Below are 14,023 nucleotides of genomic sequence, written 5' to 3'. Positions count from 1 at the left end.
GTGTCAACTAAAGTCGATCTATTTGAACCATGGTTCAAATAAAGCGACTCTGGTCGGGATGACAGGATTTGAACCTGCGACCTCGTCGTCCCGAACGACGCGCGCTACCAAGCTGCGCCACATCCCGATCCGTTACTTCAAAAGCAACTTCACAAGAGTATCCGATTCCGGCCTCGGATGCGAATTCGGGGCCGGAATCGGCGAACCCGGATACGACGCCACCGCACGGCCGGACGAGGACGAACTCAGACCAGCGAGTCTTTCCATGCCCCGTGCAGCGTGGCGAAACGCCCGCCGCCGCCGATGAGCTCCGCCGGTGTGCCGTCCTCCACCACCCTGCCGTCATGGACCACCAGCACACGGTCTGCGGTCTCCACGGTGGAGAGCCGGTGCGCGATGATCAGCGCTGTGCGGCCCGCTGCTCCAGAGCCTGAGCCGGAGCCGGAGCCGCGCAGCAGGCTCGCCAGTCCGGCCTGGACCAGGCGCTCGGACGGGATATCCAGCGAGGAGGTGGCCTCGTCGAGGATCAGGACGGCAGGCCTGGCCAGGAAGGCCCGGGCGAAGCTGATCAGCTGGCGCTGCCCGGCCGAGACGCGGCCGCCGCGTTTGTTGACGTCGGTGTCGTAGCCGTCCGGCAACGCCGTGATGAACCCGTCGGCGCCCACGGCCTTGGCGGCGTCCTCGATCTCCTGCCGGGAGGCCCCGGGTCGGCCCAGAGCAATGTTGTCCGCCACCGAGCCGCTGAAAAGGAAGGCTTCCTGCGTGACCATGACAATGTTCCGGCGGAGGTCCGCCGTCGTGAGCTGGCGCAGGTCCACGCCGTCGAGCGTCAGCGAGCCGGACGAAACGTCGTAGAAGCGGGCGATCAGCTTGGCCAGCGTCGACTTCCCGGCGCCTGTCTGCCCCACCAGGGCGACCGTCTGGCCGGCGGGGATCTGCAGGTCCATGGCCGGGATGACGACCGGGCCGTCGCCGTAACGGAACTCGACGTTCCGGAAATCGATGCGGCCCTTCGCCTCGCGCAGGGGGACCGGGTCGACCGGCGGCCGGACGGTGGGAACTTCCTCCAGCAACCCGGAGACTTTCTCCAGCGCCGCCTGAGCACTCTGGAAAGAGTTGTAGAACATCGCCATCTGGTCCACCGGCTGGAAGAAGCGCTTGGCGGAGAGGATCAGCGCCAGCATCACCCCCACGGCGAGCTCGCCGTTGAGCACCCGGAAGCCGCCGGAGAGCAGTACGACGGCGACGCAGACGTTCCCGATCAGCACCAGGCCGGGCTGGAATATGCCGTTGAGGTTGATGGAGCGGACGGTGACCTTGCGGTAGTCCTCGGAGAGCTCCGCGAAGCGCTCGGCGTTCTGGCGCTCCTTGCGGAAGGCCTTGACGGCACGGATGCCGGTCATGGTCTCGATGAAGTGCACAATCAGCCGGGCCGAGACCACGCGGGATTCGCGGAACGCGATCTGGGAGTGCTTCTGATACCAGCGGGCCAGCAAATACATCGGCACGCCGGCGGCGAGCACCAGCAGCCCGCTGCTCCAGTCCAGGGCGAACACCGTGACGGCGGTGAAAAACATGAAAACTATCCCGGACGCGAGCGAGCTGACCCCGGAATCGAGCAGGTCGCGGAGGGCTTCGAGATCCGAGGTCTGCCGGGCGATGATGCGGCCCGAGGTGTATTTCTCGTGGAACTCCAGGCTCAGCCGCTGGGTCTGCCGGAAAACCCGGACGCGAAGGTCCAGCAGCATGGCCTGGCTCAGGCGCGCCGTCGAGGTCACGTACACGGCGGTGAGCCCCGCCGTCGAGACGGCCGCGGCAAGGTACGCGACGCCGGCAAGGACGAGCGGGACGTTGTCGCCCGCGCGCAGGGACGGCAGGGCGTGGTCGATACCGAAGGCGATCAGCGCCGGGCCGGCCACGCGGGCGGCCTGCGAGAGCACGACGGCGGCGATGGTCAGCCAGAAGCGCAGGCGGACGGGATGGATCAGCGAACCGAGCAGCGCCAGGGAGCGGCGGCGGACGGCCCTGCTCTCGGACTTGGACAGGTGTGCGTTGTCCTCGTTGGAGGTGCCGAAGGTGCCAGTGCTCATCGGGACACCTCCTCGGCCTCGAGCGCGGACAGCTCGGAGTCCAGATCCCGGGGCTCCGGATCCAGGCTGGCGATGACGTAGCGGTAGTGGCTGTTCTCGGCGAGAAGTGCGCTGTGGGTGCCGACGGCGGCGATCCGGCCGTCCTGGAGCAGGGCCACCCGGTCGGCCAGGGCCACGGTGGAGGGCCGGTGAGCGACGATCAGGGTGGTGGTGTCGGCGAGCACCACGCGCAGCCTGGCCTCGACGAGTTCCTCGGTGTTGACGTCCAGCGCGGACAGCGGATCGTCCAGGACCAGTACCTTCGGCTGCGCGGCCACGGCACGGGCCAGGGCGATGCGCTGCCGCTGGCCGCCGGACAGGCTCAGGCCCTCCTCGCCGATCAGCGTGTCCAGACCCTGCGGCAGCGAGTAGGCAAAGTGGGCCTGAGCCGTGTCCAACGCCTCGGCCAGGATCTGCTCCCGGCGCTCCGCCGGCTCGTTCCCCGGCACGCCAAGCAGCACGTTGTCCCGGACGGAACTGGAAAACAGTATGGTGTCCTCGAAGGCCACGGCGACAATGCTCCGCAGCTCCTCCACGCTGAAGTCGCGCAGGTCCACGCCGTCGATCGTGACCGAGCCCGCAGTGACGTCGAACAGGCGCGGCACGAGCTGCAGCAGGGCGCTCTTGCCGCTGCCGGTGATGCCCACCAGGGCCATTGTCTCGCCGGGGCGGATGTCCAGGCAGATGTCCTTGAGGATCGGCTTTTCCGGTACGTCCTCGAAGGCGAAGATGACGTTGTGGAAGCCCAGAGCGCCCTTGAGAGGTGCGGGGCGGTGCGGCTCCGGCGGGCTCGTGATGGTGTTGACCGAGTCGATCACTTCGAAATGCCGGTCCACCGCGGTCTTGGCGGTGAGCGCCATGGCGAGCAGCATGCCGCAGGCCTCCACCGGCGCGGCGATGACGGCCGCGGTGGCGAAGAACGCCACCAGCGAGCCGATGCTCAGTTGGCCGCCGGCCGTCAGCATGACGCCGACGACGAGGCCGGCGCCGAGGGCCAGCTCCGGCAGCAGCGTGACGACCAGGCTGAAGCCGGCCAGGTGCTTGGCCTTCGCGATCTCGGTAAGACGCAGCTCCTGGGCCTGTTCGTTGAAGTTTTCCAGCGCCTCTTGGCTGCGGCCGAAGGCCTTGAGTACGCGGATGCCGTGCACGGATTCCTCGACCGTGGTGGCGAGGTCCCCGGCCTGGTCCTGGCTACGGCGGGCCACCTTGCCGAACCGGGTGCGGAAACGGAAGCCGTAAAGCATGATCGGCACGGCGGCGGCCAGGAAGATCAGCGCCAGCTGCCAGCTCATTGAGAACATCACGACGACGCCGATCACCACGGTCAGCGTGGTGACCACGAGCATGATGGCGCCGAACGCCATCCAGCGGCGGAGGAAGTTCAGGTCCGTCATGGCGCGTGAGAGCAGCTGCCCGGAACCCCAGCGGTCATGGAAGGAAACTGTGAGGTCCTGCAGATGGCCGTAGAGCGAGACCCGCATCCGGGTTTCCACCGCGGTGGCCGGGTTGATGACGAACTGGCGGCGCAGCGCCACGAGCCCGGCCTCGGCGATGCCCAGTACCAGAATCACCGCTGAAGCGACCCAGACCGCCTGGCTGCTCCCGCCGGGGCCCAGCCAGTTGTTGACGAGCACCCGCAGCACCTGGGGGACGGCTAGGGCGACGATGCTGGCCAGTAAGGCGCACAGCAGGCCCATGACCAGCCGCGGCATGATCGGCCTGACGTGCGGATAAAGGCGACTGATGGAAGAGAAGAACGGGATCTGCTTAGCCATGACTGCTTCTTAGCTGCAACTGCGAAATGGATGACGCATCAGTATGTAGTTTCCTATAGCAACTACCCTAGGGCATAGGGTGACCCGATTCACAGGCGGTCGGGCTGTTTTGGAATCCGGCCGCGGGACATGCCCGTTCTTCAGCCCGGCCGACGTGGGACATGCTCGTTCTTCAGTCCGGCCCACATGGGACATGCTCACTCCTCGGCGCGAGGATTGGGCATCACCCCATCATGTCCACCCGCGGAACCCGGGGGAGGGCATGTCCGGTAGTGCGGAGTGCGGAATGCGGGTGCTCGGGCCACTCGGGAGTGGGCACGCGGGCGCGGGCGGTCAGGCTCAGGGCGGGCGGTGAGCGTGAGTAGGACGGCCTCGGGCTTGCAGGCGATCCGGACAGGGGCGAAGCGGGAGGTGCCGATTCCGCCGGAGACGTTGACCGGCGTCGTCCGTCCGTTGCTTTCCCAGTCGTGCAGGCCCTTGGCCCGCCAGGTGGGGAGGTCGCAGTTGGACACGAGCGCCCCGTAGCCCGGCACGCAGATCTGTCCGCCATGGGTGTGCCCGGCCAGCAGAAGGTCCGCGGCATCCTCGGTGAAGTGGTCCAGTACGCGCTGGTAGGGGGCATGGGCGACGGCGATCCGCAGATGCGGTACGGAATCCTGACCCCTGGTTCCGCGCGGCCAGCCGGCGTACCGTTCGAGGCGCAGATGCGGATCGTCCACGCCGGAGAAGTCCATTCGCAGCCCCTTGAGCGCAAGGGACTGGCAGCGGTTGGTGAGGTCCAGCCAGCCCGCCATCCCGAAGCCGGACCGGAGCCGGGGCCAGTCGAGCGCCACGGGACTCTTCGGCCGTTTGGAGGGGCTGAAGAAGTAGGATGCGGGGTTCTTGAATTTGGGTGCGTAGTAGTCGTTTGACCCGGGAACGAAGACGCCGGGAAACTCCAGCAGCGGACCCAGGGCTTCGAGGACCGGCCCCACAGCATTGGGGTGGCTGAGATTGTCTCCGGTGTTGACCACCAGGTCCGGGCTCAGCTCTGCCAGGGAGGCGAGCCAGGCGGCCTTGCGGCGTTGTCCAGGCACGAAGTGGATGTCGCTCAGGTGCAGCAGGCGGAGCGGCCCGAAACCGGGTGGCAGGATCCGGAGGGTTTCTTCCCGCAGGACGAACTGGTTCTTCTCCCACAAACCGTAGCCGGTCGCAGCGGCGCCCGCGGCTACCCCCGCTGCTCCGGCCACGGCAAAGCCGCGCCCGATACTCCGCGCGCGGCTTGCCAGCGAGTTACCCGCGGTCATCGGCTACCCCTGTCATGGAGTTTTGACAGGGGACGGGGTGCCTTTGTCCACGGCAGCCGGCGCAGGGCTGTCACTGGGTGCCGGTACCGGTGCCGGTGCCGACGTTGGCGGTGCCGACGGTGCCGGCGCTGCAGGCGCCGCTGGCGTCGTCGCCCTTGGTGCCGGAGGAGCGGTGAAGGGACCCGAGACCATGTTTGACGGCGGCGCCGGAAACGGGTTGGTCCCGTATGCCGGGGCAACCTGGGCCATGAAGTTGGAGAACGCAGGCCCGGCGATCATGTAACCGTCGATGCCCTTATAGAACTGGCCATTGAAGGTGATGTTCTGGCCCGAGCGGCCCTGGTCACCCAGCGCGTCGCCGAACCAGGACGCGGTGGCCAGGCCGCTGGTGTGGCCCACCACCCAAGTGGAGCCGTTGTTGTTCGAAGTACCGGTCTTGCCCGCGATCGGGAAGCTGGTCCGGGTGGAAATGCGGGGCCGGATGAGCGATCCCGAGCCCTTGTTTAGGACTTCCTGGAGCGCGTAGTTCACGCCGCGCGCCACCTCGGGCTTGAGGGCGTCCCGGCAGTTGGTGGCCTGGGCCGGGAGCTGGGCGCCGGTCGCATCGGTCACGGAGGTGATCGCGATCGGCTCGCAGTACTTGCCGTCGTTGGCGAAGGTGGCGAAGGCGCTGGCCATGGTCAGCGGCGACGTCTGGGTGGAGCCCAGCAGGTTGGCGGTCGTGAACATGTTGATCTTCGGGTTCGCCTCAATGATCTTTCCGTCCTTGTCCACGGCGGGCAGGCCGGAGTGCAGACCGACGGCGTCGACGGTCTTCTGGATGCCGCAAAAATCCAGTTGGGCAGCGGACGCGAAGGTGATGGTGTTGATGGAGTTGTAGAGACCCTCGAGCACGGTCAGGGGACGGTACCAGGTTTCTTCGGCGTTCTGCAGGTCGTCGGCCGCGCCGAGGCCTTTCTCCGCGGTGTTGTACGCGCCGGTGGTAACGCCGCAGGAGTTTCGCCAGGGGAAGTTCAACGGGTACCTCCGCACGGCGCCGTTGAGTACCGTGTTCATCGACTTGCCCTCGTTGAGCCATTCCGCGAAGGTGAAGGGCTTCATGGTCGAGCCCGGCTGGGCGCCGCCGAGGCCGCCCAGGTCGTTGCCCCTCTCGTCGAGCTTGTCGACGCTGAAGTTGATCTGGGTGTTGAACTTGCCCTCGCCGGGCAACCAGACGGTGTTTTGGGCCATGTTGGTGATCTTGCCGGTTCCGGGCTGGACCGAGACCAGAGCCGCGCCCCACTTGTCCGGGTTCGCCCCGGCCGAGGCATCCACCTGCGCCTGGGCAACTGCCTGCGCCTTGGGGTCCAGCGTGGTTTTGATGGTCAGACCGCCGCGGACGATCTTCCGCATGCGGGTGGCCTCGTCCGCGCCGTACGCCGGGTTGTTCTGCAGCAGGTGCAGAACATAGTCGCAGAAGTACGGCGCCGTCGCCGCGTACTGGCAGCCCTGCTTGGCCTGAGTCACCTTGGTTTCCACCGGAGTGGCGACGGCGGCGTCATAATCCTGCTGCTTGATCTTGCCCTGGTTTAGCATCGCCTTAAGCACCAGGTCCCGGCGGACCTTGGCGTTGTCCGGGTGGGTGATCGGGTCGTAGAAGGTCGGGCTGTTGACCAGGCCGGCCAGCAGCGCGGCCTGTGGCAGGGAAAGGTCCTTGGCGGTGGTGCTGAAGAAGAACTTCGATGCCGCCTCGATGCCGTAGGCGTCGCGGTTGAAGAAAACGATGTTTAGGTAGCCCTCTAGGATCTGCTCCTTGGTGAACTTCTTCTCCAGGGCGATCGCGAGCTTCATTTCCCGCAGTTTGTCCCCGACGCCCTTGTTGACCCCGTTGAGGAGGATCTGGTCGTTCTTGCCCGCGGCCTCCAGCGAGGAGTTGATCACATTGTTGACGTACTGCTGCGTGATGGTCGACGCGCCCTGCTTGTTGCCGCGGGCGGTGCTGACGAGGGCGCGCAGAATGCCGGTGGTGTCCACGCCGCCGTGCTCGTAGAAGCGGCTGTCCTCGATGGAGATGACGGCGTCCTTCACGTACGGCGACATCTGGTCCAGTGACACCCGGGTACGGTTCTCCGAGAAGATGCTGGCGATCACGCTGCCGTCGGCGGCCAGGATTGTGGTCGACTGGCTCGGCGGATCGACCTGCAGCTCGGCCGGCAGGGTCTCAAAGAATTTGATTGACCCGCTGGCCGTGTTGCCGGAGAGGGCGGCGGCCGGGACCAGCAGTCCCGCCACGAGCACACCACAAATGGCGCTCACGCCAAGGAAGAGAATGAGCTTTCCGAGGGTGGTGGCCGTGTCGAATAAAGGGTTCTTGCCAGTCGCCATGTTTTCCACTTTACCGGCAAGGACTAGGCTTCACTTCATGACCAAATGGGAGTACGCCACGATTCCGCTCATTATCCACGCGACCAAGCAGATTCTGGATCAGTGGGGCGACGACGGCTGGGAGCTTGTCCAGGTTGTTCCGGGCCCCGACGGAAACGGCCTCGTTGCCTACCTGAAGCGGGAGAAGAACTAGCCATGAGCACCCCCGAAGCATCCGTTTCAGCCGCGGCCGCGAGCCCCGCCAGCAGTGCCGACACTGCCCCCGGTGTCGACATAAATGCCGCCTCCACCGGCGCGTCGTCCGCCGTCGAACAGCGCCTCGCGGAGCTCGGACTGACTCTTCCCGCAGTTGCCGCCCCGGTGGCCGCATACGTCCCCGCCGTCATCTCCGGCAACCATGTCTACACCGCCGGCCAGCTGCCCTTCATCGACGGCAAGCTCGAAGCCACGGGCAAGGTCTCGTCCGGGGCCGAAGGCGCCTCGGATGAGCCGACGGTGTCCCCGGAAGCAGCCAAACGCTACGCCGAGGTCTGCGCCGTCAACGCTCTGGCCGCCGTGAAAAGCGTGATCGGCGACCTGGACCGCATCACGCGGATAGTTAAAGTGGTCGGCTTTGTCTCCTCCGATCCCACGTTCACCGGCCAGCCCGGTGTGATCAACGGCGCCTCCGAGCTCCTGGGCAAGGTCCTCGGAGACGCCGGGCAGCACGCACGTTCCGCCGTCGGCGTTTCGGTGCTCCCGCTCGACTCGCCTGTCGAGGTCGAACTAATAGCTGAATTCACCTAGAGGGCCGGTCGTTTCCATTGCCACACCTAGCACGACGCCTGTTTGTGCTCCCCCCGGATCTAGAGGGAGCAGCCCGCAGCTGGCTTGAAAACGGCGAGCGGACCCCGCGAGCCCCCCGCCACGCCTCGTCCGTGATCCTGCTGCGGGATTCGCCCACCGGTCTGGAAACCTGGCTGGGCTACCGGCCCGGCACCTCGCCCCTGGGCGTGCTCGCCTTTCCGGGCGGATCGCTGGAGGAGTCCGACGACGCCGCCATCGGCTGGCTGGGCCCCACGCCGCAGCATTGGGCCGAGAAGCTGGGGTCATCCGACGTCGGGCTGGTACGCCGGCACGTGGTGGGTGCAATCCGTGAGCTCTTCGAAGAGACCGGAATTCTGCTGGCCGGCCCGGACTTGTCCAGCACAGTGGAGGGAACCACATCGGCCGAGTGGATGCGCGCCCGGGAAGCCGTGGCCGATCAGGAGAAATCGTTCGCCGACGTGCTGGCCAGGCGGGGGCTCTTGTTGCGGACCGACCTGCTCAAACCGCTGGTGAACTGGCTCAGCCCGGACTTTTCACACCGACGTTTTAACACCAGGTATTTTGCCGCGACCGTGCCGATGAACCAGCAGCCCTCGATGCTGGCCAGCAAGGGCGTGTGGGCGCGCTGGGTCTGCGTCCGCAACGTGGTCGCCGAACGCGACACCACGGCCTTGGGCGACGAAGTGGGCCAGCCGAACACCGTGGGACTGAAACTTGGCCAACTCCTGGTGCCGGGCTCCGAGATCATGCTGGAGAAAATGGCCGCCGCGAACGGTTGCATCGCCTACCTCAGCCACAAGCGCACCGCGCATCCTTACCAGCCGACCCTGGTGGAGGAGGGCGGCCAGCTCATGCTGCAGGTCGAGGCCGCCAAGACCGTGGCCGCAAAGACCGTGGCCGGGGAACCCCCGCGGCTGCGGTAGGCCCAGTCCTGCGGCCTGCCGCTGGACATGCCCTTGGGCGCTCGCAGCCATTGGACATGCTCTCCGCTCGCCCTGACCGGCCATCGGACATGCCCTCCGTTCGCCGGCGGCAGTGGACATAGCGTGTATATGCCCATTCCTCGCCGGGGAGACTGGACATGTCCGGGGCCCAGTGGCGCGAAGGATGGGCATGCTCGCAGCGTCGGAGACTTGGCGGCCGGAGTGGTTTGAGGCCCCCGATGCCCGACTGCACACCACCAACCCGCGTGAGTTCCCGGTCCCGACGCCACCAACCCGCGTGAGTTCCCGGTCCCGACGCCACCAACCCGCCGCCAGCGTAACCACCGAAGGCCGGTCCGTAGTGACGGGCCGGCCTTTGGTGGTTAGTAACGCTTAGCGCGAGCGCTGGCGGAGCCGCTGCATGTCGAGGATGACGACGGCCCGGGCCTCCAGCCGTAGCCAGCCGCGCTGGACGAATTCGGCGAGGGCCTTGTTGACCGTCTCGCGGGAAGCGCCCACAAGTTGGGCCAACTCTTCCTGCGTGAGTTCGTGGGCCACGAGGACGCCATCGGTCGCGGGGCGGCCGAAGCGGTCGGCCAGGTCAAGCAGCGCCTTGGCCACGCGGCCCGGGACGTCGGAGAAGACCAGGTCGGAGAGCGAGTCGTTGGTGCGGCGCAGACGCCGGGCGAGGGCCTGCAGCAACTGGGCCGAGACCTCCGGGCGGGTCCGCAGGAGCGCGTTGAGGCTCTCGTTCCTCAGGCCGGCCAGCCGGGTTTCGGAGACGGCGGTGGCCGTGGCGGTGCGCGGGCTGGGATCGAACAGCGCCATTTCGCCGAAGAGTTCGCCCGGGCCGAGAATGGCGAGCAGGGACTCGCGGCCGTCGGGGGACGTGCGGCCGAGCTTCACTTTGCCGGAGACGATGAAGTAGAGCTGGTCACCCTGGTCGCCTTCCCGGAAAACCGAGGCTCCGCGTGAGAGGTCCACTTCGGTGAGTTCGTCCGTCAACAGACGGAACGCCTCGTCGTCGAGCGTGGCGAAAAGGGGTGCGCGGCGCAGTACCTCGATATCCATGAAAAACTCCTGACTTGCTGTGTCGGCTGGGGCGCTTCAGCCATTGTTTCAGAATTTTGCCGCTTCTGTGACGTAGTTGGCACCATAACGCGCGAAACGCCGCCGGAACACGCCGCAGCAGCACGCCGCCGGAACACGCCGCAGCAGCAGGCCCAGCAGTCCGACGCAGCTGCACGCCGCCGGAGCCGGCCGACGTTCAGCCTCGGCGTCGGACCCCGCTGCAGGCAGCCGTCAAACTGTCGGCCCGCGCCGGTAGAATGTGGGTCTGACAAGTGTTTAAGGAGCCCCGTGTTCGGCTTGACCATCTTGGATCTCGCGTTGATCCTGACGCTGCTGTCCTACCTGATCTACGGCTTGCGCAACGGCTTCCTGGTGACGCTCGGCGGGATCGCAGGGTTCGCTGCCGGCGCAGTGGCCGCCTTCCTGTCCGTGCCGATCGTCAGCAAGCTGGTCGATAACCCCACCTGGCGGCTCACCGCGATCATCGCCGCGGCAGTGGTGCTCATGATGTTGGGGCATGGGCTGGGCACCGCGATCGGACGACGCCTCCGGAGCGTGGTCAAGATCAGTCCGCTCCGGCTGGCCGACCGGGTGGCGGGCGGCGGGGTCAACGTCGCCGTGTCCGCCCTCGTCATGTCCATGCTTGCCTTCAGCATCAGCGCCCTCGGCGTCCCTTTTGTTTCCCAGCAGCTTGCCGACTCCAGAGTGATCGGATTCATCGACGGCGTCACGCCCACCCCGCTGAAGACATCCATGGCGCAATTGCGCTCTGCCGTCATCGGTGACGGGATTCCCACCCTGTTCGAAGGCGTCGGCGATCAGCCCGTCCCGGTTCCGGATGCCAGCACCGACACCCCGGCGCTGAACAAGGCGGCCGCTTCGGTGCTGAAAATCACCGGTACCGCGTACCAGTGCGGACAGAACCAGACCGGTACCGGCTTTGTGGTTTCGCCCGGACGGGTGGTCACCAACGCCCACGTGGTGGCCGGCGTCCCGGAACCCGTCGTCGAGGTTCCGGGCGGGGGAGCCCTCCCGGGCCGGGTCGTCTACTTCGACAGCCGCCACGACCTTGCTGTTCTGGCCGTCAACGGGCTGCCCTCCGCCCCTCTGCCGCTGAGCGCCAACCTTTCCTCCGGCAGCCCGGCGGCGTTTGCGGGCTACCCGCACGGTGGCCCGTTCCAGTCAAAACCCGCCGCGGTTCGGGACATCACCACCGTCCTGGTCCCCGACATCTACGGCAATAACGCCGCTGCCGAGGACGTCTACCGGATCGCCGGCGACGTCCAGCCGGGGAACTCCGGCGGACCACTGCTCACCGTAGACGGGCAGGTGGCGGGCGTGGTGTTCGCCAAATCCACGTCCGAGAACTCGCTCGGCTTCGCCATCACCATGAACGACCTCGGCCCGGTGGCCTCGCAGGCCCCGGGGCTGGGCGACGCCGTCTCACCCGGGCAGTGCATCAAGAAGTAAGCGCCTAGTTCCGGCCGGCGTGCAGTTCGGCGAGATATTCGACGGCGAAACGGTACCCGAGGATGCCCGCGCCAGCGATCACGGCCTCGCTGATGTCCGACAGGTAGGAGTGGTGCCGGAACGCTTCCCTGGCGTGGACGTTGGTGATATGGACCTCGACGGCGGGCAGCTCCACCGCCGTGATCGCATCCCGAATCGCCACCGAGGTGTGCGTATAGGCGCCCGCGTTCAGAACGATCCCGAGTGCCTTCCCGCGGGCAGCGTGGATCGCGTCCACGAGGGCACCCTCATGGTTGGACTGGAAGCACTCGACGTCGAGTCCGTGCGCCGCGGCGGCGTCCCTGGCGAGCTGCTCGACGTCGGCCAGCGTAGCCGTGCCGTACTTTTCAGGCTCCCGGGTGCCCAGCAGATTCAGGTTGGGCCCGTTGAGGACCAGGATGGTGCCGCGCCGGGCATCCGAGGGGGTGGCTTCGCTCATGCCTGCCAATGTATCGCGTCTGTCCCGGTCGGCATGCCGCTGTATCCTGCGAAGTCGTTCAATCTTGGCCAGGCCGGCGGCGGACAGGAGTCACCGAACCTGTCGCGAGCCGTTCTATCCTCCGCAGCGCCAGGGCGCAGACCGGAAGATAGGCAGCCGCCCACCACGGGACGCTGAAGGTCACGAGGCAGCCGCCGTCCTGTGGAGTCACCCGGTGACCGGTGGCCCGGATTCCCGCAACCGACCACGACCAGGAGCGTCCGGGTTCAAACGCTGTGACGACATACGGCAGGGCCACACCCAGGACGGTGCGGACCTTGCCTCGGCTGCCGAACGTGAGTTCTGTGCCGGAGGCCTCGCCCGCGGCCGGCGTGACGCCGGTGATTGACGGTCCCCAAGCAGGCCACTGGCGCCTGTCTGTCAGCAGCCCCCACACCACGTCGGCGGACGTGCCAACCCGGCGCGTAACGGAGAACTTCATCGGGTCCGGCCGAGGATCGCGCCAGCGGCCCGGTGGCCGCTGACGAGGGCGCCCTGGATGGAAGCTGTCTCCCGGTAGTCGCCGCACACGATGAGTCCGGACGTGCCTGTCTGGGGCAGACGGGCCCGCAGCGGCGGTGGCTGGACGGGCAGGGCCCTCCGGACCTCCTGCCGCGCCACCAGTTCCCAGCCGGCCGTGGAGGTGCCGAAAATCTCCCCGGCGTGGCGGACGACGTCTTCGTCAGTCGGAACCGGCCGGCCGGGGCCCAGCAAGGCAGAGGTCTGGACCAGGTGACGGCCGGCGGGCGCGTAGCTCGGTGCCGCGTTTGAGATGACGGCCGCGTTGATCAGCGGTCCGCCGGGGCGGGTGCGGCCGTCAAGGTAGATCATGTGCGCGTCGCTGGGCGATGAGTCGGAGGCGAACCAGTGCGTGAGCACACCCTTCATCGCTGGCGCGTCGCCTCCGGCGAGCCTGGCGGCGCCGACCGGATCTGCGGCCAGAACGACGTGTCGGGCCCGGATCGCGGATCCTGCGGCGGTGACCAACGTCGCCTCACCGTCCGGCGCGATCGACTCTACCCGGGTCGAGGTGCGGACCGGGCCGGCAAGGCCGTCGGCCAACTGCTGCGGGAGCGCCTGCATACCCTCGCGCGGCAGTCCCGGAACCCCGGTCGCGAAGACGCGGAGCAGTTGCTGGGCGAAGTCGTTGGAGCTGCTGCCCTCATCCTCCAGCAACACGCCGGCGAAAAACCGGTCAACGACCGTGCGGATTTCGCCGGAGCAGCCGGCACGGTCGAGGGCCTCGCGCAACGCCACATCCGCGCCGTGCGGCCGCCGGTGACCGGCAATGGCCGGAACGGCCCACCGCAGCAGGCCCGCCAGGGATCGGGGGCCGAGGAGCCCGCTGCGCAAGGTCTGCAGGGTGAGGGCCGCCTCGCGCAGCGGGTGGGCGAGCACCGTAAGGGAATCCTCCCGCCGGACCCTGATGCCGGCGCCGAAGGCCTGCAGCCCGAGGGCCGCGACGTCGACCCACCGGCGGACCGCGGGATATGCGGGATTCAGCACCTGAAAACCGCGGTCCACGAGGAAACCGTCGATCCGGTCAGTCCGGATCCTGCCTCCAACAGCGTCGGAGGCTTCCCACAACAGCACCTCGCGCCCGGCGTCCTCCAGTTCCCGGGCGCACTGCAACCCGGCGAGGCCGGCGCCGATCACCAAAACCTCACACGAATCTGTCACC

General features: G+C 67.3%; 12 protein-coding genes and 1 tRNA gene. 4 read left to right on the top strand and 9 right to left on the bottom strand.

Annotation, left to right across the window (positions count from 1 at the left end):
* Positions 1-50: 50 nt before the first annotated feature.
* From ABIB14_RS06525 to ABIB14_RS06505, 5 genes are all read right to left on the bottom strand, one after another.
* A tRNA-Pro gene (locus ABIB14_RS06525) sits at positions 51-127 on the bottom strand.
* Positions 128-245: 118 nt separating this feature from the next.
* Positions 246-2,090 carry an ABC transporter ATP-binding protein gene (locus ABIB14_RS06520; RefSeq protein WP_354235029.1) on the bottom strand — a complete coding sequence of 615 codons (1,845 nt, stop codon included), beginning with the start codon at positions 2,088-2,090 and terminating at the stop codon, positions 246-248.
* A complete protein-coding gene (locus tag ABIB14_RS06515) occupies positions 2,087-3,904 on the bottom strand; it encodes an ABC transporter ATP-binding protein (protein ID WP_354235027.1) in 1,818 nt (605 codons plus the stop codon). The genes ABIB14_RS06520 and ABIB14_RS06515 overlap by 4 nt, the downstream gene beginning before the upstream one ends.
* Before the next feature lie 197 nt (positions 3,905-4,101).
* Positions 4,102-5,190: a metallophosphoesterase gene (locus ABIB14_RS06510; RefSeq protein ID WP_354235025.1), complete on the bottom strand. Its 1,089-nt coding sequence runs from the start codon at positions 5,188-5,190 to the stop codon at positions 4,102-4,104.
* Positions 5,191-5,202: 12 nt separating this feature from the next.
* Positions 5,203-7,554, bottom strand: coding sequence for a transglycosylase domain-containing protein (locus ABIB14_RS06505; protein WP_354235023.1), 2,352 nt, complete (start codon positions 7,552-7,554; stop codon positions 5,203-5,205).
* Between the two features lie 37 nt (positions 7,555-7,591).
* On the opposite strand from ABIB14_RS06505, the gene sp36 reads away from it, so the two are divergent.
* From sp36 to ABIB14_RS06490, 3 genes are read left to right on the top strand one after another with little or no spacing between them, the layout of a single operon-like run.
* On the top strand, positions 7,592-7,747 hold the full coding sequence (gene sp36, locus ABIB14_RS06500; protein WP_175321496.1) for a Sp36 family protein: 156 nt from the start codon (positions 7,592-7,594) through the stop codon (positions 7,745-7,747).
* 2 nt (positions 7,748-7,749) lie between these two features.
* Positions 7,750-8,340 (top strand): RidA family protein, encoded by a 591-nt coding sequence (locus ABIB14_RS06495; protein WP_354235021.1) that lies wholly within the window; start codon positions 7,750-7,752, stop codon positions 8,338-8,340.
* Positions 8,341-8,357: 17 nt separating this feature from the next.
* A complete protein-coding gene (locus ABIB14_RS06490; RefSeq protein WP_354235019.1) occupies positions 8,358-9,284 on the top strand; it encodes an NUDIX hydrolase in 927 nt (308 codons plus the stop codon).
* Between the two features lie 393 nt (positions 9,285-9,677).
* Here the strand turns inward: ABIB14_RS06490 and ABIB14_RS06485 are convergent, their stop codons facing one another.
* Entirely contained in the window at positions 9,678-10,355 is a 678-nt protein-coding gene (locus ABIB14_RS06485) for a Crp/Fnr family transcriptional regulator (RefSeq protein WP_214961308.1), read from the bottom strand.
* A 288-nt stretch (positions 10,356-10,643) separates the two neighbouring features.
* On the opposite strand from ABIB14_RS06485, the gene ABIB14_RS06480 reads away from it, so the two are divergent.
* Entirely contained in the window at positions 10,644-11,825 is a 1,182-nt protein-coding gene (locus tag ABIB14_RS06480; protein ID WP_354235017.1) for a MarP family serine protease, read from the top strand.
* A 4-nt stretch (positions 11,826-11,829) separates the two neighbouring features.
* Here the strand turns inward: ABIB14_RS06480 and aroQ are convergent, their stop codons facing one another.
* From aroQ to ABIB14_RS06465, 3 genes are read right to left on the bottom strand one after another with little or no spacing between them, the layout of a single operon-like run.
* Positions 11,830-12,303: a type II 3-dehydroquinate dehydratase gene (aroQ, locus tag ABIB14_RS06475; RefSeq protein WP_354235015.1), complete on the bottom strand. Its 474-nt coding sequence runs from the start codon at positions 12,301-12,303 to the stop codon at positions 11,830-11,832.
* A gap of 58 nt (positions 12,304-12,361) precedes the next feature.
* Positions 12,362-12,784 (bottom strand): SRPBCC family protein, encoded by a 423-nt coding sequence (locus ABIB14_RS06470; protein ID WP_354235014.1) that lies wholly within the window; start codon positions 12,782-12,784, stop codon positions 12,362-12,364.
* A complete protein-coding gene (locus ABIB14_RS06465; protein ID WP_354235012.1) occupies positions 12,781-14,022 on the bottom strand; it encodes a flavin monoamine oxidase family protein in 1,242 nt (413 codons plus the stop codon). Before ABIB14_RS06465 ends, ABIB14_RS06470 begins: the two co-directional genes overlap by 4 nt.
* Position 14,023 lies beyond the last annotated feature (1 nt).

This window comes from Arthrobacter sp. UYEF3, from assembly GCF_040546245.1.
Lineage (GTDB): Bacteria > Actinomycetota > Actinomycetes > Actinomycetales > Micrococcaceae > Arthrobacter.
This window is presented reverse-complemented; position numbering and strand designations above follow the sequence as displayed.

What these genes read in the sequence shown, in the direction of transcription:
- sp36 (WP_175321496.1), top strand. Translation starts at nt 7,592, where the DNA reads ATGACCAAATGGGAGTACGCCACGATTCCGCTCATTATCCACGCGACC.
- ABIB14_RS06470 (WP_354235014.1), bottom strand. Translation starts at nt 12,784, where the DNA reads ATGAAGTTCTCCGTTACGCGCCGGGTTGGCACGTCCGCCGACGTGGTG.
- ABIB14_RS06485 (WP_214961308.1), bottom strand. Translation starts at nt 10,355, where the DNA reads ATGGATATCGAGGTACTGCGCCGCGCACCCCTTTTCGCCACGCTCGAC.
- ABIB14_RS06520 (WP_354235029.1), bottom strand. Translation starts at nt 2,090, where the DNA reads ATGAGCACTGGCACCTTCGGCACCTCCAACGAGGACAACGCACACCTG.
- ABIB14_RS06510 (WP_354235025.1), bottom strand. Translation starts at nt 5,190, where the DNA reads ATGACCGCGGGTAACTCGCTGGCAAGCCGCGCGCGGAGTATCGGGCGC.
- ABIB14_RS06505 (WP_354235023.1), bottom strand. Translation starts at nt 7,554, where the DNA reads ATGGCGACTGGCAAGAACCCTTTATTCGACACGGCCACCACCCTCGGA.
- ABIB14_RS06515 (WP_354235027.1), bottom strand. Translation starts at nt 3,904, where the DNA reads ATGGCTAAGCAGATCCCGTTCTTCTCTTCCATCAGTCGCCTTTATCCG.
- ABIB14_RS06495 (WP_354235021.1), top strand. Translation starts at nt 7,750, where the DNA reads ATGAGCACCCCCGAAGCATCCGTTTCAGCCGCGGCCGCGAGCCCCGCC.
- aroQ (WP_354235015.1), bottom strand. Translation starts at nt 12,303, where the DNA reads ATGAGCGAAGCCACCCCCTCGGATGCCCGGCGCGGCACCATCCTGGTC.